Source organism: Xanthomonas hyacinthi, assembly GCF_009769165.1.
GTDB lineage: Bacteria > Pseudomonadota > Gammaproteobacteria > Xanthomonadales > Xanthomonadaceae > Xanthomonas_A > Xanthomonas_A hyacinthi.
Window position 1 is genome coordinate 3,457,706 of record NZ_CP043476.1, and the last position, 18,743, is coordinate 3,476,448.

At 69.7% G+C, this 18,743-nt stretch carries 10 protein-coding genes; 7 read left to right on the top strand and 3 right to left on the bottom strand.

Going from position 1 to position 18,743, the window contains the following annotated elements:
- Complete coding sequence (locus FZ025_RS15290) at positions 1 to 2,985, bottom strand: TonB-dependent receptor (RefSeq protein WP_104559003.1); 2,985 nt, start codon at positions 2,983 to 2,985, stop codon at positions 1 to 3.
- 565 nt (positions 2,986 to 3,550) lie between these two features.
- Here FZ025_RS15290 and FZ025_RS15295 point away from each other — a divergent pair.
- A protein-coding gene (locus FZ025_RS15295) for an IS3 family transposase (protein WP_208803672.1) occupies positions 3,551 to 4,692 on the top strand; the annotation gives its coding sequence in 2 pieces (ribosomal slippage) (positions 3,551 to 3,821 and positions 3,821 to 4,692; 1,143 coding nt in all).
- A 207-nt stretch (positions 4,693 to 4,899) separates the two neighbouring features.
- On the opposite strand, the gene FZ025_RS15300 is transcribed toward FZ025_RS15295, so the two are convergent.
- Both FZ025_RS15300 and gshB read right to left on the bottom strand, forming a co-directional pair.
- Complete coding sequence (locus FZ025_RS15300; RefSeq protein ID WP_046977630.1) at positions 4,900 to 5,781, bottom strand: energy transducer TonB family protein; 882 nt, start codon at positions 5,779 to 5,781, stop codon at positions 4,900 to 4,902.
- The gene (gene gshB, locus FZ025_RS15305) at positions 5,778 to 6,728 is read right to left on the bottom strand and encodes a glutathione synthase (protein WP_046977631.1); all 951 of its coding nucleotides are present in this window, start codon (positions 6,726 to 6,728) and stop codon (positions 5,778 to 5,780) included. Before gshB ends, FZ025_RS15300 begins: the two co-directional genes overlap by 4 nt.
- Before the next feature lie 243 nt (positions 6,729 to 6,971).
- Between gshB and pilG the strand changes: the two genes are divergently transcribed.
- The 6 genes from pilG to FZ025_RS15335 all read left to right on the top strand — a co-directional run bounded on the left by pilG (position 6,972) and on the right by FZ025_RS15335 (position 18,719).
- Positions 6,972 to 7,373: a twitching motility response regulator PilG gene (pilG, locus tag FZ025_RS15310; RefSeq protein ID WP_003472648.1), complete on the top strand. Its 402-nt coding sequence runs from the start codon at positions 6,972 to 6,974 to the stop codon at positions 7,371 to 7,373.
- A 17-nt stretch (positions 7,374 to 7,390) separates the two neighbouring features.
- Positions 7,391 to 7,753, top strand: a complete 363-nt coding sequence (locus tag FZ025_RS15315; protein WP_046977632.1) for a response regulator — start codon at positions 7,391 to 7,393, stop codon at positions 7,751 to 7,753.
- A gap of 1 nt (position 7,754) precedes the next feature.
- Positions 7,755 to 8,285 (top strand): chemotaxis protein CheW, encoded by a 531-nt coding sequence (locus tag FZ025_RS15320; RefSeq protein WP_046977633.1) that lies wholly within the window; start codon positions 7,755 to 7,757, stop codon positions 8,283 to 8,285.
- 40 nt (positions 8,286 to 8,325) lie between these two features.
- Positions 8,326 to 10,362 carry a methyl-accepting chemotaxis protein gene (locus tag FZ025_RS15325; RefSeq protein ID WP_046977634.1) on the top strand — a complete coding sequence of 679 codons (2,037 nt, stop codon included), beginning with the start codon at positions 8,326 to 8,328 and terminating at the stop codon, positions 10,360 to 10,362.
- A gap of 112 nt (positions 10,363 to 10,474) precedes the next feature.
- Positions 10,475 to 17,374: an Hpt domain-containing protein gene (locus tag FZ025_RS15330; RefSeq protein WP_104559032.1), complete on the top strand. Its 6,900-nt coding sequence runs from the start codon at positions 10,475 to 10,477 to the stop codon at positions 17,372 to 17,374.
- Positions 17,361 to 18,719: a chemotaxis protein CheB gene (locus FZ025_RS15335; RefSeq protein ID WP_046981264.1), complete on the top strand. Its 1,359-nt coding sequence runs from the start codon at positions 17,361 to 17,363 to the stop codon at positions 18,717 to 18,719. The genes FZ025_RS15330 and FZ025_RS15335 overlap by 14 nt, the downstream gene beginning before the upstream one ends.
- Positions 18,720 to 18,743: the final 24 nt, after the last annotated feature.

The following is an 18,743-nucleotide window of genomic DNA, read 5'->3' on the forward strand; positions in this document are numbered from 1 at the left end:
TCAGTAGTCGTAGCTGACGCTCAACCGCAGCGAGCGCGGTGCCTGGCGCAGCAACGCCGCGCCGTACACCGGATCGCTGTTGCCCGGATCCGTTTCCGAATACGGGTACTTCCACAGCGCGGCCTGGCCGTTGAAGACGTTGAACACGTCCAGGTTGAAGGCCAGCTTGTGGTCGGCGTACGCCGGCCGCCACGACGCGCCGAGATCGAGCTGCTTCAACCATGGCAGGCGGCCCTGGCTGCCCGGCGGTGCCGCCTCGCCCTGGTAATAGTGGTAGGCGATGCCGTAGCCGGACGGATCGCTCTGGTCGGCGCCGTACGAGCCGAGCGCGCTGAACGGCGTGCCGGACTGCAGCTTGAGATTGGCCGACACCAGCCATTCGGGGCTGAACTGGTAATAGCCGTAGAACTTGAACTGATGGGTATGGTCGTTGCTCTGCGGGCCGTTGGTGTGTTCCATCAGTTGCGCGAAGTCCCAGGACTGGGTGGTGGATACCGCGGTCTGGCCGATGCCCGACAGCAGCTGGCCCTCGGTGGTGCCGTAGCTGCGCGACCAGGTGTAGTCGAAGCGCCCGTACCAGCGCTGGTCGAACGGGTGCTCCAGCGACAGGTTGAGTCCGTAGTAGTTGCGCTTGAACTTGGGAAAACCCAGCTCGGCATTGCTCAGCGGCACGCTGACGTAGTTGCCCGAGGTATCCACCAGAGTGAAGGTGTTGGACTTGCCCGGATTGATCAGCCAGCAGCTGACCGGATTGCTGGCCAGGGTCACCGCGTGCCCTTGCGCCGCCGCGGCGGCGAACACCGTGTCGCTGTCGCAGTAGTCGTCCACGCCGCTGCGCAGCACGCGGTAGGTGCCCTTGGCGCCGTACACCCAGCTGTCGCCCCAGGCCTTGGTGAAGCCGAGGATGAACTCGTCCTGGAACGAGGGCTTGATGCCCTGCGTGGCCACGGTCTTGGGATCGGGCAGGATGCCGTAGTAGTTGTTGGAGGAGACCGCGCCGGAGATCTGGGTCAGGTCGGTGGGGTAGCCGTTGGCGTCGATGCCGCCGTAGGTGTAGTAGGTCGAGGTCGCCAGGGTCGCGCCGGCCGCGTTGAAGGCCGGATTCAGCGGCAGCGCCAGGTAGTAGCGGCCGGCGTTGCCGTAGACCTTGAAGCGCGCATCGCCGTCGACGTCCCAGCTGAAGCCCAGGCGCGGCGCCCACTGCCCGCTGGTCTGCTTGATGTAGGCGTCGCCGTCGCGGTTGTAGTTGGTGAACTGGTCCAGGCGCAGGCCGAGGCTGAGCAGGAAGCGCTCGCTGACCTGCCAGTTGTCCTCGATGTACTGCGCGCGCTGCACCGCGCGCACCGAGGCCAGCGCGCTGTACACGTACCTGCGCACGTAGTAGCCGTCCTCGCCGTTGGCATAGCCGCCGGTGGCCGGCACGCCGAGGCCGGTATTGATCGGCACGCTCGGGTTGGACTGGCCGTAGATCCAGTAGTAGCCGTCGGCCGAGGCCACCGAGCCGCGGTTGAGCGCGCGCGCGTTCTGGTTGTCGATGCCGATGGTGATGCTGTGCTCGCCGATGACGTAGTTCAGGTCCAGCCGCAGGTTGTCGGTGCGGTTGCCGCGGTCGGGATCGACCAGCAAGGACGTGGTCTGCGCGTTGGTGATCGGGGTGCCGCCGGTATAGGCGGGGTTCTGGAACGAGGCGTCGTCGACGTAGGTCAGTGCGCCGTTGTAGTTGGGGTTGCCGGTGTAGTCGTCGGTGCGCTGCTTGCCGTACTGGGCGCCGAAGGTCAGGCGGTCGGTGAGGTAGCCGGTGTACTTGGCGGTCCACAGGTCGCCGCCGGTCTTGGTGGTGTCGGCGCTGCCGCGCCGATGGCCGATGTCGTAGCCGCTGTAGTCGTAGTAGCTGCCGCGGGTGATGTAGCGGCTGGAGGCGCCGGTGATCTCCAGCAGCTGGCTGTCGCTGATGTTCCAGTCCAGCTTGGCGTACCAGCTCGGCTGGCGGTAGTCGTCGTCGTAGTAGCCGGTGTTGGTTTCGCGCGCGCCGTAGAATCTGCCGCCGTCCTGGCGCTGCAGTTCGTAGGAGCCGAAGAAGAACAGCGTGTCCTGGATCAGCGGGCCGCCCGCGTAGAGGCTCTGCGTGCTGAGCGTGGAACTGCTCTTGCTGTCCGGCCGGTACAGGCTGCCGTCGCCAGGCGCGTAGACGTCCTTCTGCGAGGAGCGCAGGCCGTCCGGCTCCCAGGTCGCCTGTCCGCCGAAATGCCAGTCGTTGCTGCCACGCTTGCCGACCGCATTGATCACGCCGCCATCGGAGCGGCCGTACTTGGCGCTGTAGCCGCCGGTATAGACCTCCAACTGGTCGATGCTGCCGTAGGGCAGGGTCAGCCCGCCCAGTCCGCGCAGCGGATCGGTGGTATTGAAGCCGTTGATGTAATAGGCGTTCTCCGCGGCCGAAGAGCCGCCGAAGCTGAGCAACTGCGCACCGGTCGGGCCGACATAGGTGCCGCTGCCGCTGTTGCCGGCCACGCCGGGCGCCAGCTGCGCGATCGCCTCGGCCGAGCGCCCCAGCGGCAGCCGCTGCAGCTGCTCGGCATCGATCACGGTGCGCGAGTCCACGCTGCTCACGTCGATCGCCGCGGCGGCGCGGTCGGCGCTGACGATGACCCCGGTCAGGCTGGTGACCGCGGCGAAGGAGACGTCGGTGACCACGCCGACGGTCAGGCCCACGCCCTCGCGGCTGCCGAGCACGGCGTCGTCGGCGCCCTTGGCGACGATGGTGTAGGTGCCCAGCGGCAGCTGGCCGATGCTGTAGCGGCCGCGCGCATCGACCGCGACTTCGCGGCTGAGGCCGCTGTCGCTGCGGACCTGCACGCGTTGCGCGTTGGCCGGCGCCTGGCCGGCGACGGCGCCGGTGGTGGACTGGGCCAGGACGGGCGGCGCGGCGAGGGCGGCGCTCAGCGCCAGCGCGAGCAGGGCGGGCCTGCGAAGGAGGGGGGGCATGGAGGAGGCGGCTCGGGTGGTGGGGGCGGGGATGCGCCGCGCCTGCTTCCGAGTCACTCGTCCTTGGCGATGCGGTGTGCGCGGTAACGTTCCCCGCCACCATTAACCTTAATGTGATGCCTATTCAGAAATGCCGCGTCGTTATGTCGCTGGCACCAATGGTTATCTCGGTCCTTGCCGTGGGCGCGCATGCGGCGCCACGTGGTGCAACTCCCTTCTCCCGTCGGGAGAAGGTGCCCCGCAGGGGCGGATGAGGGTACGGGCGAAGCCTGGAAATGTTCGATGCCGCCAGGCGATCCGTGCTGGCCGCACCCTCACCCCAACCCCTCTCCCGGTGGGAGAGGGGCTCGATTTGTTCCTTCTCCCTGCGGGAGAAGGTGCCCCGCAGGGGCGGATGAGGGTACGGGCGAAGCCTGGAAACGTTCGGTGCCGCCAGGCGATCCGTGCCGGCCGTACCCTCACCCCAACCCCTCTCCCGATGGGAGAGGGGCTCGATTTGTCCTGGTCTAATTCTCGTGGACACCTCGATAGGGGATGATCGTCTCCAACGAGGACTTTGAACGACATGACGCCCCGTAGCCGTAGAACTTTCGACACCGCCTTCAAGCTACAGGTGGTGCAGATGATCCAAGACCAAGGCCTGAGTGTGGGCCAGGTGTGCCGCGACCTGGACCTGGTCGATAGCGCGGTGCGCCGGTGGTTGTCCCAGTCCGAGGCCGAGCAGGCTGGCCAGCCGGGACAAGGCAGGCCGCTGACCCCCGAGCAGCAACGCATCCGCCAACTGGAGCGTGAGAACCAGCGGCTAGGCGAGGATGTGTCGATCCTAAAAAAAGCATCGGCCTTCTTCGCCCGGGAACTGAAGTGATCCAGCAGATGATCCATCAGTGGCAGGAGAAGGCCGACACCACCCGGTTGTGCCGGCTTGTGGGCGTGAGCCGTTCTGGGGTGTATGCCGCTCGGCGGCGGTCAGCGCCGAGGGCCTGCGCCCTCACGGCGCCCTTGCAATCGGCCTTCCAGGCTAGCGGCGGCAACTACGGCAGCCGCCGGCTGTGCGCCGCCCTGAAGGCCCAGGGCCTGCCCGCCGGTCGCTATCGGGTCCGCCGCCTGATGAAGCAGCAGGGGCTGAAGGCGCGCTGGAAGCGCAAGTTCGTCCATACCACCGACAGCCGGCACGAGATGCCGGTAGCCGACAACCTTCTGGATCGGCGCTTCAACCCGGAAGCCCCCGACCAGGCCTGGGTGGCCGACATCACCTACATCCGCACCGAGCGCGGCTGGCTGTACCTGGCCGCGGTGCTGGACCTGTACTCACGCAAGGTGGTCGGCTGGGCGATGGCCCCGAACATGCCTGCCGAGCTGGTCTGCACCGCCTTGCAGATGGCCATCGCCCTGCGCCAGCCCAAGCCGGGGCTGATCGTGCATACCGACCGTGGAAGCCAATACGCCAGCCAGGCCCACCGCGACCTACTGGCACGCCACGGTCTGCTCGCCAGCATGAGCCGCCGGGGCAACTGCTGGGACAACGCGGTGATGGAGCGGTTCTTCCTGAACCTGAAAATGGAGCGGGTCTGGCAGCGCCGCTACGCCAACCCCGCCGAGGCCGTTGCCGACATCGCCCATTACATCGTCGCCTTCTACAACACCCACCGGCTGCACTCCACCCTCGGCTATCGATCGCCTGCCGACTACGAGAAAGCCACCACCTGAAATCCCCTATCTCCGTGTCCACCAAAACTTGACCACGACAATTCATCCCTTCTCCCGTCGGGAGAAGGTGCCCCGCAGGGGCGGATGAGGGTACGGGCGAAGCCTCTAAATGTTCGGTGCCGCCAGGCGATCCGTGGCGGCCGTACCCTCGCCCCAACCCCTCTCCCGATGGGAGAGGGGCTTGTCGCGGCCGCGCTGCGCGCGCGCTCAGCGGTCGTCGTACAGCGTGCCGCCGGGAAGGAACACCCAGGTGCGGGTCACCTGCAGGATGTCGATGTTGTCGTCGGTATGCGGCAGCGGCGGGAACGGCTGCGCCAGCTGCACCACGCGCAGCGCCGCGGCGTCGAGCATCGGCACGCCGCTGGAGCGCAGGATGCGGCTGCTCTCGACGCTGCCGTCGCGGCGCACGCCGACGCTGATCACCACCTGGCCGCCCAGCCGCTGCCGCCGCGCTGCGTCGGGATAGTTGAGGTTGCCGACGCGCTCGGCGCGGTCCACCCAGGCACGCAGGTAATTGGCGTAGGCGTATTCGCGGGTGCTGGCGGAGACGAACTTGCGGTTCGGACGCTTGGCGTACTGCTCCGAACGCAGGTGCACTTCGGCGGCCAGGCGCGCCATCTCCGCGTCGCGCTGCTCGCGCTGCGCATCCACCGGCTCGGTCGGTTGCTCGGTGCGCGGCTGGGTCTGCGGCGCCGGCTGCAGCTGTTCGCCGCGCGCGCTGCTGACCACGCGCGGGGTCGGCTCCGCTGCCGCCGCCGCGGTCTGCGCGCGCAGCGCCTGCGGCGCCAGGCCGTCGCGCTGCTGCGGCACGATGCCGGGCTGGCTGTCGCGCGGGCGCTGCGGGGTGTCGTGCTCGCCGCCGCCCTGCTGGTTGGCCTGGGCCAGGAAATCGGCCTGCTTCGGCGTCAGCGCGGTGCTGGTCTGGCTGAAGATCACCTCCAGGGTCGGCACCAGCGGCGCGTCGTCGTCGATCGCAAAGCCGATCCCCAGGATCAGCAGGCCGTGCACGATCAGCGACAGCACCAGGGTGGCGCTGAGCCGTTCGCGCTCGCCGATGCGCGGCGCGGGCGTCGCGGCGGCCGCGCTCATCGCGCCGGGTGGGCCTCGATCGCGTCGAACAGCAGCCCGGCGATGTTCAGCCCGAACTGCGCGTCCAGTTCGCGCACGCAGGTCGGGCTGGTGACGTTGACCTCGGTCAGGAAATCGCCGATCACGTCCAGGCCGACGAAACGCATGCCGCGCCGCTGCATCTCCGGGCCGACCTGGGCGGCGATCCAGCGGTCGCGCTCGCTCAGCGGGCGGCCTTCGCCGCGGCCGCCGGCGGCCAGGTTGCCGCGGAATTCGTCGCCCTGCGGGATCCGCGCCAGGCAGTAGTCCACCGGCACGCCGTCGATCAGCAGGATGCGCTTGTCGCCGGCGCTGATGTCCGGGATGAAGCGCTGCGCCAGGGCCAGCGTGCGCCCGCCGCCGGTCAGCGTTTCCAGGATCACGTTGAGATTGGGGTCGCCAGTGCCGCTGCGGAAGATCGAGCGCCCGCCCATCCCGTCCAGCGGCTTCAGCACCGCCTGGCCGTGTTCGAGCACGAACGCCTTGAGCGCGGCCGCGTCGCGGCTGACCAGGGTCGGCGGGCAGCACTGCGGGAACAGCAGCGCGGCCAGCTTCTCGTTGAAGTCGCGCAGGCCCTGCGGGTCGTTGATCACCTGCGCGCCGGCGCGCTGGGCCACGCTCAGCACCTGGGTGTCGTACAGGAACTCCGGATCGAACGGCGGGTCCTTGCGCATCAGCACCACCTGCCCGGTGCCGAACGCCAGTTCGGCGAACGCGCCCAGTTCGAACCAGCCGGCGGTGTCGTCGCGCACCTGCAGCGGCGCCGCCTGCGCCAGCGCGCTGCCGTCGCGCAGCGACAGCCCGCCAGGCCGCACATAGTGCAAGCGGTGCCCGCGGCGCTGCGCTTCCAGCAACATCGCGAAGGTCGTGTCTTTGGCAATCTTGATGCTGGCGATGGGATCCATCACCACGATGACATCGAACGGCATGGCGGCACCTGGGGGACTGAATGGAGGATGGTAGCGGGTCGGTGGCGGGGGCGCGCAACGGCTGCCGCGCGACGCCGCGCGGCGTCGCGCGTCCGCAATCAAACTGTGACATAGTTCGCGCTTGAAAGTGGTCCAACGCAGACCCGTGGCGGCGGCCTTGACAGTAAGTGCGGGTCTTGGGATACATGTCGCTTCGCAGCGAGGCCGGATCCGATGAAGCGTCGCGCGCCTGGGGGCAAGTGAATGAGTGAAAACACGACTGCGGGTGGGGAACTCGCAGGACTGAGGGTCATGGTGATCGATGACTCGAAGACGATCCGCCGCACCGCCGAAACGTTGTTGAAGCGCGAGGGCTGCGAGGTGGTCACCGCCACCGACGGCTTCGAGGCCTTGGCCAAGATCGCCGATCAGCAGCCGCAGATCATCTTCGTGGATATCATGATGCCGCGGCTGGACGGCTATCAGACCTGCGCGCTGATCAAGGGCAACCAGCTGTTCAAGGCGACGCCGGTGATCATGCTGTCCTCCAAGGACGGCCTGTTCGACAAGGCGCGCGGGCGCATCGTCGGCTCCGAGCAGTACCTTACCAAGCCCTTCACACGCGAAGAGCTGCTGGGCGCGATCCGCACATACGTCAACGCCTGACCAGGGGGAAAGGCAGCATGGCTCGAATCTTGTTGATCGAGGACTCACCGACCGACCGGGCGGTGTTCACGCAGTGGCTGGAAAAAGCCGGGCACGAGGTGCTCGCCACCGACAACGCCGAGGACGGGCTGAAGCTCGTCCGCGAGCAGGCGCCCAGCCTGGTGCTGATGGACGTGGTGCTGCCGGGGATGAGCGGCTTCCAGGCCACCCGCGCGCTGTCGCGCGACGAGGCCACCCGGCACATCCCGGTGCTGATCATCAGCACCAAGAGCATGGAGACCGACAAGGTCTGGGGCATGCGCCAGGGCGCCACCGACTACATCGTCAAGCCGCCGCGCGAAGACGAGCTGATCGCCCGCATCAACCAACTGGTCGGCTGACGTGCGTTCGCCCTTCGACATCCTCGAGGCCTACGAGCGGCGCAGCCTGGCGCACGCGGTGCAGATGCCCGAGCGCGAATTCGACGCGAACATCTGGCGCGGGGTCGGCTTCCGCGTCGGCAGCCGGCACCTGGTGTCCGACTTCCGCGAGGTGGTGGAAATCGTGCGCATGCCGCCGATCACCCCGGTGCCGGGCGCGCAGCCGTGGCTGCTGGGCGTGGGCAACCTGCGCGGCAACCTGTTCCCGGTGGTCGATTTGAAGCAATTCATGGAAGGCCAGCGCACTTCGCTGCTGGAAGGCCAGCGCGTGCTGATCATGCGCCAGAGTGGCGGCGACGTGGCGTTGACCATCGACGAACTGTTCGGCCAGCGCAGCTTCGCCGAAGCGCAGGCGGTGGAACCCGGCGACCTGGCGCAGGGCCGCTACGCGCATTTCGTCGATCGCGCGTTCCGCGGCGACAGCCACGACTGGGGCGTGTTCTCGCTGTCGCTGCTGTCGCGTACACCCGAATTCCGTCAAGCCGCCGCCTGAGCGCGCGGCCTGCCTTCGCATCGAAGATCGAGGTCGAATCATGAGTACTGCAGCGGACGCCCCCAAGGCCAGCAAGCTTGGCAGCGTGGGGACGAGTTTCTGGCTGGGCCTGCTGGCGCTGTCGCTGATCGTGTTCGGCGCCAATACCGGCGTGGCCACCTGGCAGGGCAATCGCCTGGCCGGCGCCAGCACCGGCGCGGCCGACCTGCAGGTGCTGTCGCAGCAGCTGGCCAACCAGGGCCGCGATGCGGTGTCCGGCAACGCGGCCACCTACAGGGAATTCAAGCAGACCAAGGCACGGGTGGTGAGTACCGTCGCCGGACTCAACGCACGCTACGCCAACGAGACCGGCATCGCCGGCCCGCTGGCCGAGCTCAACCGCACCTGGACCCCGCTGGGCAAGAACGCGCAGCAGGTGGTGGACAGCGAGCCGGCGGTGCTGGCGCTGGCCGGCAACGCCGAGCGCTTCGTCGGCGGCGTGCCGCAGTTGCAGGCGCAGCTCAACGAAGTGGTGCGCGCGATGACCGTCGGCGGCGCCCCCGCCGCGCAGATCTACAACACCCTGCAGCAGGTGGTGGTGGCCGGCACCATGGCCCGTCGCGTCACCGAGATGCGGGCGGGCGGCAGCGGCGCGGCCAGCGCCGGCGATGCGCTGGCGCGCGATTCGGTGGTGTTCGGGCAGATGCTCGAGGGCCTGCGCAACGGCAACGAGGAGCTGGGCATCGCGCCGGTGCGCAACGCCGCCGCGCTGGCCGCGCTGGAGCAGTCGCAGGCGCAGTGGGCGGAAATGAAGAAGGACCTGGACGCGCTACTGGCCAGCTCGCGCAGCCTGTTCGCCGCGCAGTCCTCGGCCGCGGCGCTGACCGCCGGCTCGGACCAGATGCTCGACGACAGCAAGACGCTGTTCGACGCGTTCTCCGCGTTCGGTTCCACCCGCGACACCCGCCTGTTCCCGAACTTCTGGCTGGGCGTGGTGTCCGGCCTGCTGGCGCTGCTGTCGATCATCGGCTTCGTCTGGACCTCGGTGCGCAGCCGCAGCCGCGAGCAGGAGATCCGCTACCAGACCCAGGTCGAATACAACAGCCGCAACCAGCAGGCGATCATGCGCCTGCTCGACGAAATCAGTTCGCTCGGCGAAGGCGACCTGACCGTCAAGGCCTCGGTCACCGAGGACATGACCGGCGCCATCGCCGACGCGATCAACTACGCGGTCGACGAGCTGCGCCACCTGGTCACCACGATCAACGACACCTCGGCCAAGGTCGCCATCTCCACCGAGGAGACCCAGGCCACCGCGCTGCAACTGGCCGAGGCCGCCGGCCACCAGGCCGAGCAGATCGGCTCGGCGTCCGAGCGCATCAACGAAATCGCCGCCAGCATCGAACAGGTCTCGCGCAACTCCAGCGAGTCGGCCGAGGTGGCGCAGCGCTCGGTGGTGATCGCCGCCGAAGGTGCCGGCGTGGTCCGCGAGACCATCCAGGGCATGGACCAGATCCGCGACCAGATCCAGGAAACCTCCAAGCGCATCAAGCGCCTGGGCGAATCGACCCAGGAGATCGGCTCGATCGTCGAACTGATCAACGACATTTCCGAGCAGACCAACATCCTGGCGCTCAACGCCGCGGTGCAGGCCGCCTCGGCGGGCGAGGCCGGTCGCGGCTTCGCGCTGGTCGCCGACGAAGTGCAGCGCCTGGCCGAACGCACCTCCGGCGCCACGCGCCGGATCGAAGGCCTGGTGCAGACGATTCAGGCCGATACCAACGAAGCGGTCAGCTCGATGGAGCAGACCACCTCCGAAGTGGTGTCCGGCGCGCGCCTGGCCGAAGACGCCGGCACCGCGCTGACCGAGATCGAGCGCGTCTCCAACGCGCTCAACAACCTCATCAAGAACATCTCCATCGCCGCGCACCAGCAGTCCGCCGCGGCGACCGACATCACCCAGACGATGGAGGTGATCCGCCGCATCACCGGCCAGACCTCGCAGGGTGCCGAGCAGACCGCCGACTCGATCGGACGGCTGGCGCAGCTGGCGGCGGACCTGCGGCGCTCGGTCGCCGACTTCAAGCTGCCGGCGTGAGCGGATCGGAACAGGGTGGAAGGACAGCGCACATGACCTACCGTGAACACTCCCTGCACACCGCCGCCGCGCTGGCGACGCGCGGCGCGTGGCCGTCCGCGGGAGCGCCGCGATGAGCGCGCTGCGCGATGCGATGAGCCATGCCGCCCTGGGCTGGGTCAAGCCGGAGCTGGACGAGACCCTGCGTCAGGTGCGCGGGGAGATCGAATACTTCGTCGAAGACCCGGCCGACACCAGCCGCATGCGCTTTTGCGCCGGTTACCTGCACCAGGTGCAGGGCACCTTGCGCATGGTCGAGCTGTATGCGCCGGCGATGGTCGCCGAGGAACTGGAACTGCTGGCCATCGCCGTGCAGAACGGCCAGGTGCCCGATCGCGACGAAGCCTGCGCCACGCTGATGCGCGGCACCGTGCTGTTGCCCGATTACCTGGAGCGTTTGCAGGACGGCCATCGCGACATTCCGATCGTGCTGCTGCCGCTGCTCAACGAGATCCGCGCTTCGCGCGGCGAGCCCGGGCTCAGCGAAGGCGCGTTGTTCGCGCTGTCGCCCGACGCCAGCGCCGCCACCGAGGCCGAGCTTGATCATGCCCGCGGCAGCCTCAGCGGCCGCAACCGCGAACTGCTCGACACCGTCGGCACCGCGATCAAGGAAGAACTGCTGCGGGTCAAGGACGCGCTCGACCTGCACCTGCGCACCGGCGGCGACGTCGCCGCGCTGCAGACCCAGGTCGACGAACTCGGCAGCGTCGCCGACACCCTCGGCGTGATGGGCCTGGGCGTGGCCCGCGGCGTGGTCGTGCAGCAGCGCGATGCGCTGCGCAGCATCGTCCAGGGCGAGCGCCAGGCCGACGAGGGCCTGTTGCTGGATATCGCCGGCGCGCTGCTGTACGTGGATGCCTCGCTCGACGACCAGGTCGCCTATCTCGGCGCCAGCGCCGGCATCCACGACGATGCCAGCGCCGCCGAGGCGCGGCGCACGGTGGAAGTGCTGGCGCACGAGGCGATCGCCAATTTCGCCGCCGCGCGCGAGCATTTCGTCGCCTTCATCGAGACCAATTGGGAACACGAGCGCCTGAGCGAGGTGCCGCGCCTGCTCGGCGAGGTCGCCGGTGCGCTGCGCATGCTGGAACTGCCGCAGCCGGCCGATTACCTGGAAGGCGTGCGCCGCTACGTGGCCACCGAGTTGATCGGCAAGCGCCGCGTGCCCAGCGGGCGCCAGCTGGACACGCTGGCCGATGCGATGGCCAGCCTGGAGTACTACCTGGAAGCGCTGCGCGAGCGCCGCCCGGGCCGCGAGGAAATCCTCGACATCACCCGCAGCAGCCTGGAAACGCTGCGCTACTGGCCGCTGCCCAGCGCTGCGCCGGCGCCGCAGGGCGTGGTGCCGCAGGTGGCCGATGCGCTGTTGCTCGCGCCCGTGGCGGAGCGGGGTGCCGTGGCGGCCGATGACATCGCCGACGTGCCGAGTGCGGTGTCCGCACCGCCGCCGGTGCCGTCCTGGGATCTGGCACCGGTCGCGGATGCGCCGATCGCCACCAGCATGCCGCCGCCGCTGCCGGGCGAGCTGCCGCAGGCGCCGCAGTGGACGCTGCAGGAGGACACCGAGGTCGCCGGGAACACCGAGTCTGCCGAGACCGCCGAGAACATCGACGTCGCCGCCGACGCCGCGCCGTCCGCCGCGTCGGTCAATGCTGTAGACGACGAGAATGCTTCCGCCGTCGCGCCAGCGCCGATCAGTTTCGATCCGGTCGCCGCCGAACAGGAAGAGTGGTCGGCCGCTGCCGAGCCGCTGCAGATCAGGACCGACACGCTGACGTTGGAAGGCGATGCGTTGCGTTGGGAGAGTCCCGATGCGTCGCGCGACCAGGCCTTCGCACATGCCGAGGCCGCGCCCGCGGCGACCGACGATGCAGCGTCAACCGGCTACGGTTTCGATCCGGTGGCCGCCGAATCCGCCGAACTCGAATCCGCTGCCGAGCACGACGATCCGGCTTTTGTCATCGTCGACGCGCCGGCCGCCGCACCCAGCGACAACGCCCACGACGATGTGCTGGTGATCGAACTGGAAGATGCGCCGGCCTTCGCCGAGACCGCGTCCGACGAGGTCCACAGCATCGTCTGGAACGAGACGCCGGCGACCCTGGCCGACGACGACAGCGGCTTGGCCGCCGAACACAACACGCCCACCATCGACCTGTCGTCGAGCGATACCGTGTTCGTAACCGAGGCCGATAGCGGCGCAGCGCCGCCCGCGCATGCCGGCCAGGCAGAGCATGCCGGCGCCGATGCAGGCGCCGAACAGAGTCCGTTCGTCGACCTGACCTGGCCGGAGCCGATCCCGGAACCGGAAGCGCCGGCGCCTGGCGTGCACAAGGCCAGCATCCAGCCGATCGAGCTGGACGTCGCGTCGGCGGCGTTCCTCGCCGAACTCGACGCCGCCGCCGCCCAGTTCGATGTCGCCGCCGCGCCTGCCGCGGCCGACCCCGCAACCGACACCAGCGACGGCTACGCGGCAGCGGCCAGCGATGCCGTCGAAGAAGCCGAAGCGCCTGCGCCCGCAGCCATCGACGGCGGCTTCGTGGACGACGGCGGCGAGATCGACGCCGACATCCGCGAGGTGTTCCTCGAGGAATTCGACGAGGAGCTGGTCAACCTCGGCAACCTGCTGCCGGCATGGCGCGCCGCGCCGAACCAGCAGGAAAGCCTGCGTCCGATCCGTCGCGTGTTCCACACCCTGAAGGGCAGCGGTCGGCTGGTCGGCGCGCGCGTGCTCGGCGAGTTCAGCTGGAAGATCGAGGGCATGCTCAATCGCGTGCTCGATGGCACCCGTGCGGCCAGTCCGGCGGTGGTGACGATGGTCGAACTGGCCTACGAGGTGTTGCCGCAGCTCAATGCCGCGCTGCGCGGGCACGGTGTCATCCATGCCGACCTGGACGCGATCCAGATGGTCGCCGACCGCATCGCGGCAGGCGAGGACGCCTACTATTTCGCCGCCGCGCCAGCGCCGGCCGCTGCCGCACCGCGCGCCGGCACGCCGGCCTCGGTGGACAGCGTGCTGCGCGAGATCCTCGAAGCCGAGGTCGGCACCCACCTGGAGACGGTCCGCGACTGGCTGCAGCATGCGCCGCAGCCGGCCACCGAGGCGCTGCTGCGCGCGGTGCACACGATGAGCGGCGCGTTCGCGATGACCGACGTGCCGGAAATCACCGAGGTCACCGGCCCGGCCGAGAGCTACGTCAAGCGCCTGCTGGCCGCCGCCGTGGCGCCCGGCGCCGACGGCGTGCGTGCGCTCGCCGATGCCGCGCACGCCATCGCCGCCACCATCGAGGAACTGCAGGCGCCGTCGCCGGTGATCCCCCCGTTCACCGAACTGGCGCAGCGCCTGCAGGCGCTGGTCGCCACGCTGCCGGAAGTGCAGTGGCCTTCGGTCGTGCACGACGAGGACGACGAAGACGCGCCGCAGTCGCACGCCGATGCCGGGCTGGACGCGCAGTTGCTGCAGGCGGTGGAACTCACCTCGGCCGACGATCTGTCGGCGTACCTGGGCGATGCCAGGCATCTCGAAGCGGCCGGCACGGACGCGGAACGTGCTGCCGCCGCGCCTGTCGCCGAAAGCGCCGATGCCGAGGCCTCGGTGGCGCCTGCAGTCGATGCGCCATCGGCATTCGATGCCGCGCATTCGCATGCACCGAGCGAAGAAGCTGCCGACGACATGGGATCGTCGGCGGCTGCATTCGACGCACACGAACGCGACAGCGCCGCATCCGACGTTGCGCACGATGCGGACGGCGCAGCAGAGCAAGCGAGCGCGGTCGCCGCTGCGCCGGCCGACAGCGAGCCTGTCGCAATCGACGCCGACGAACAGGCACTGCTGGCTCAGGACGGCAAGCTCGACGAATTGACCGTCGACGCGCCGCTGGCCGAGGAGCGCGTGCCGGCGGACAGCGACCTGCCGCCGCCTGTGGAAGCGACGGTCGAGACGCAGGAGCAGGACGTAGCGGCCGACGATGGCGCGACGCACGACGAAACCCATCACGGCGAGCGCCAGGAAGACCCGCAGCAAGGCGCGCACGACCAGGCCGGGCACATCGAAGGTGAGCCGGTTGAAGGCGCGCACGACCAGAGCGAGCACGACCAGGAGCGCGATCCGCACGGCTATGCATTCAACGCCGAGCCGGTGCAACCGTCCACGCATTGGCGCGGCAGCGAGCCGGTCTCGGCGAACGACGATGCCGAACCGTTGCCGGCGGCGGACGACGCGGCGGCGCATGCCGAAGACAGCGTGCATGCCGCGCCCGAATTCGCCGATGCCGATGCCGACGCTGCGCATGCCGCGACGACCGAAGCCGAACAAGCGGATCCGGCCGACGCGACGGCGCACGCTGCCACGCACGAGGACGCTGCAGGCTCCGACCCAGCGCCGGTCGAAGCGCCGTATGTCGATGCGGCGTATGCCGACCAGACGCATCCGGCCGACCTCGCCGCTGCCGCAGCGGACGATGCCGCGCATGCGGGCGACGCCGCGCACGCCGCGGAGATGGATGCCGAACCCGCACCCGCCGACACCGCCGCGGACGACCTGGCCGCAGTCGATCTCGGTCCGCTGGACTTCGCCGACCTGGACCGCGAGCTGGTCGATATCTTCGTCGAGGAAGGCAAGGACCTGCTCGACCATTGCGACCGCCTGATCGCCGAACTGCGCGCCGCGCCGCAGGACCGCGACGCGCTCGCCGGCCTGCAGCGCGACCTGCACACGCTCAAGGGCGGCGCGCGCATGGCCGGGGTCAATCCGATCGGCGACCTCGGCCACGGCATCGAATCGCTGCTGGAAGCGGTGGCCGCCAATCGCACCGAACTCGATCGCGGCGACGTGCAATTGCTCGAACGCGGGTTCGACCGCCTGCACCAGTTGCTCACCCTCACCGGCAACCACCGCGCGGTGGCGATGCCGGTCGACCTGATCGGCCGCTTCCACGCGCGCACGCACGGCCGCAGCCTGCCGCTGGATGCCGGCGTCGATATCGGGGTCGCTGTCGACGCCGCTGCCGGTGCCCATGCCCACGCCCACGCCGATGCCGACGTGGCGGCGATGATCCAGGCCGCGGTCGATCCGGCCTCGGTGCCCGCCCCGGCGCCGGCGCCGCTGTCGGCACCGCTGCCGGTGGACGGCACGCTCGACGAGGAGTCGATCGCGCGGCCGATGCAGGAACAGGTGCGCGTGCGCGCCGACCTGCTGGATCGCCTGGTCAACCACGCCGGCGAAGTGGCGATCTACCGCTCGCGCCTGGAACAGCAGCTCGGCGCGTTCCGTGGCGCGATGTCCGAACTGGACCGCACCAATGCGCGACTGCGCGACCAGCTGCGCCGCCTGGACCTGGAAACCGAAGCGCAGATCGTCGCCCGCTACCAGCGCGAACAGGACCAGACCGAGCAGAGCTTCGATCCGCTGGAACTGGACCGCTTCTCCACGCTGCAGCAGCTCAGCCGCGCGCTGAACGAATCGGCGGCCGACCTGGGCGGCCTGCAAGGCGTGCTCGACGACCTGGCGCGCCAGTACGACGGTCTGCTGCAACAGCAGTCGCGGGTGAGTTCGGAACTGCAGGACGGGCTGATGCGCGCGCGCATGGTGCCGTTCGACGGCCTGGTGCCGCGGCTGCGCCGCGTGGTGCGCCAGGCCGCCAGCGAGACCGGCAAGCAGGTGCATCTGACCCTGGAAGGCACCCACGGCGAACTCGACCGCAACGTGCTCGACCGCATGATCGCGCCGCTGGAGCACATGCTGCGCAACTCGGTCGCGCACGGCCTGGAAACGCCGGAGCAGCGCCGCGCCGCGGGCAAGGCGGAAGAGGGCAGCATCGCCATCCGTCTGCGCCGCGAAGGCTCGGAAATCGTGCTGGAAGTGGCCGACGACGGCGCCGGCCTCAACCGCGACGCGATCCGTCACCGCGCCGAACAGCGCGGCCTGATCGCGATCGGCGCCGCGCTGTCCGACGAAGAGCTGGATTCGCTGATCTTCGCCCCCGGCTTCAGCACCTACGACCAGGTCAGCCAGCTGGCCGGCCGCGGCGTGGGCATGGACGTGGTGCGCAACGAAGTGCGCCAGCTCGGCGGCTCGGTGGACATCCACTCGGTATGGGGCCAGGGCGTGACCTTCACCCTGCGCCTGCCGCAGACCCTGGCGGTGACCCAGGCGGTGTTCGTGCAGATCGGCGAGACCACCTTCGCCGTGCCGGTGGCCTCGGTCAGCGGCATCGGCCGCATCAGCCGCGAGCGTTTCGAAGCGGCCGACGGCGGCTACCACTACAGCGGCGAGGAATTCGCCCTGCACGACCTCGGCTCGCTGGTCGGCCAGGCGCCGGCGCGGGCCGAAGGGCAGATGCAGGTGCCGCTGCTGCTGGTGCGCGCCGGCGACCTGCGCGCCGCGGTGGCGATCGACCAGGTGCTCGGCAACCGCGAAATCGTGGTCAAGCCGGTCGGCCTGCAGATCGCCTCGGTGCCCGGCATCTACGGCGCCACCATCACCGGCGATGGCCGCGTGGTGGTGATCCTGGACGTCGCCCCGCTGGTGCGCCGCTACCTGGCGCAGCCGGCGCGGCCGGTGGTGGAAGCGGCGCCGACCGAACAGCGGCGCGTGCCGCTGGTGATGGTGGTCGACGATTCGCTGACCATGCGCAAGGTTACCGGCCGCGTGCTGGAACGCCACAACTTCGACGTGATCGCCGCCCGTGACGGCATCGAGGCGCTGGAGCGCCTCGAAGAGCGCGTTCCCGACCTGATGCTGCTGGATATCGAGATGCCGCGCATGGATGGCTACGAACTGGCGACCGCGATGCGCGCCGACCCCCGCTACACATCAGTGCCGATCGTGATGATCACCTCGCGCAGCGGCGACAAGCACCGCCAGCGCGCCTTCGAGATCGGCGTGCAGCGCTACCTGGGCAAGCCTTACCAAGAGTTGGATCTGATGCGCAACGTGTACGACCTGCTGGGGGTCGCCCGTGTTCGTGAATGACGGCGCCGCCGGCGGCACTCCGGTCGCGCTGCTGGCGCGTCCCGGCCAGGCGCGCGAGCGCCTGCGCGAGGCGCTGCACCAGGTCGGCGCGGCGATCGTGCTCGAGGACGACCCCGGCGCGATCGATGCGCAGACCCTGGCCGACGCCGCGCCCGACGCGGTGCTGATCGCGCTGGAACCGGCGATCGAGGACGCGCTGGAGCGGCTGGATGCGGCGCTGGACTTGCCCGGCGTCACCGTGATCTTCGAAGAGGCCGAACTGGCCGCGCGCCGCGAGGGCTGGGAAGCGCAGCGCTGGGCGCGGCACCTGGCGGCCAAGCTGCAAGGCCACCAGGACGTGCTGCCGCCGGGGCGCGAAACCGACACCGGCCTGCAGCCCGAACCGGGCCTGCCGGCGACCCCGGCGCAACTGCACGAAGGCGCGCCGATCGGCTTCCATGTCGAGGAAGCGGCCAGCTTCGCCACCACCGTGCCCGGCGACAGTTTCTATGCCTGGCAGCCGCCGGCCGATGCCGCGCCGGGCTTCGAGGACATGCAGTTCTCGCGCGACCAGATCGCCGCTGGCGATACAGTCGCGTCCGCAACCACGCAGGAAGCGGCGGCCCCGCTCGCGGCGGTGTCCGCCACCGCGCCGGTCAGCGCGCCGCCGCCGCTGCCGGCCAGCGCCTGGTCGCTGGTGGACGACGACGCGCCGCTGGTGGTGCAGGCGCGCGCGCCGCTGAGCCAGATGCAGATTTCCACCGAAGGCCTGTCGCTGGTCGCGCTGGACTCGGAGGTGGAGGCCGCCATCGATAACGCCGCCGCTGCAGTCACGGTCGCGCAGGGCGCGGTGCTGGTGATGGCCGGTATCGGCGGTCCCGATGCCATCCGTCGCCTGCTCGCCGCATTGCCGGCGGGCTTCCCGCAGCCGCTGCTGGTACAACTGCGCCTGGACGGCGGCCGCTACGGCAACCTGGTCAAGCAGATCGCGCGCGTGTCCGCGCTGCCGGTGCTGCTGGCCGAAGCCGGCCAGGCGGTCGGCGTCGGCAACGTCTACATCCTGCCCGACGACGTCGGCGTGCGCAGCGGCGAAAAAGCCGGCCTGCGCTTCATTGCCCAGGCCGCCGGTGCCTCGGTGGTCGGCGGCTTGCCGGCTGCGCACAGCGCCGTGCTGCTGCTCAGCGGCAGCGACCCGCAACAGGTCGACGACGTGCTTGCGCTCGCCGCGCAAGGCGCCTGGGTCGCCGGCCAGACCGGCGACGGTTGCTACGACCCGGCCGCCGCGACGCAGCTGATCGGCCGCGGCCATCCCGGTGGCGACCCGGTGCAGCTGGCGCAGGCCCTGTCCGCGCGATGGGGCGGCTGAGCCGCCGCCCGCGCGTTTTTCCCG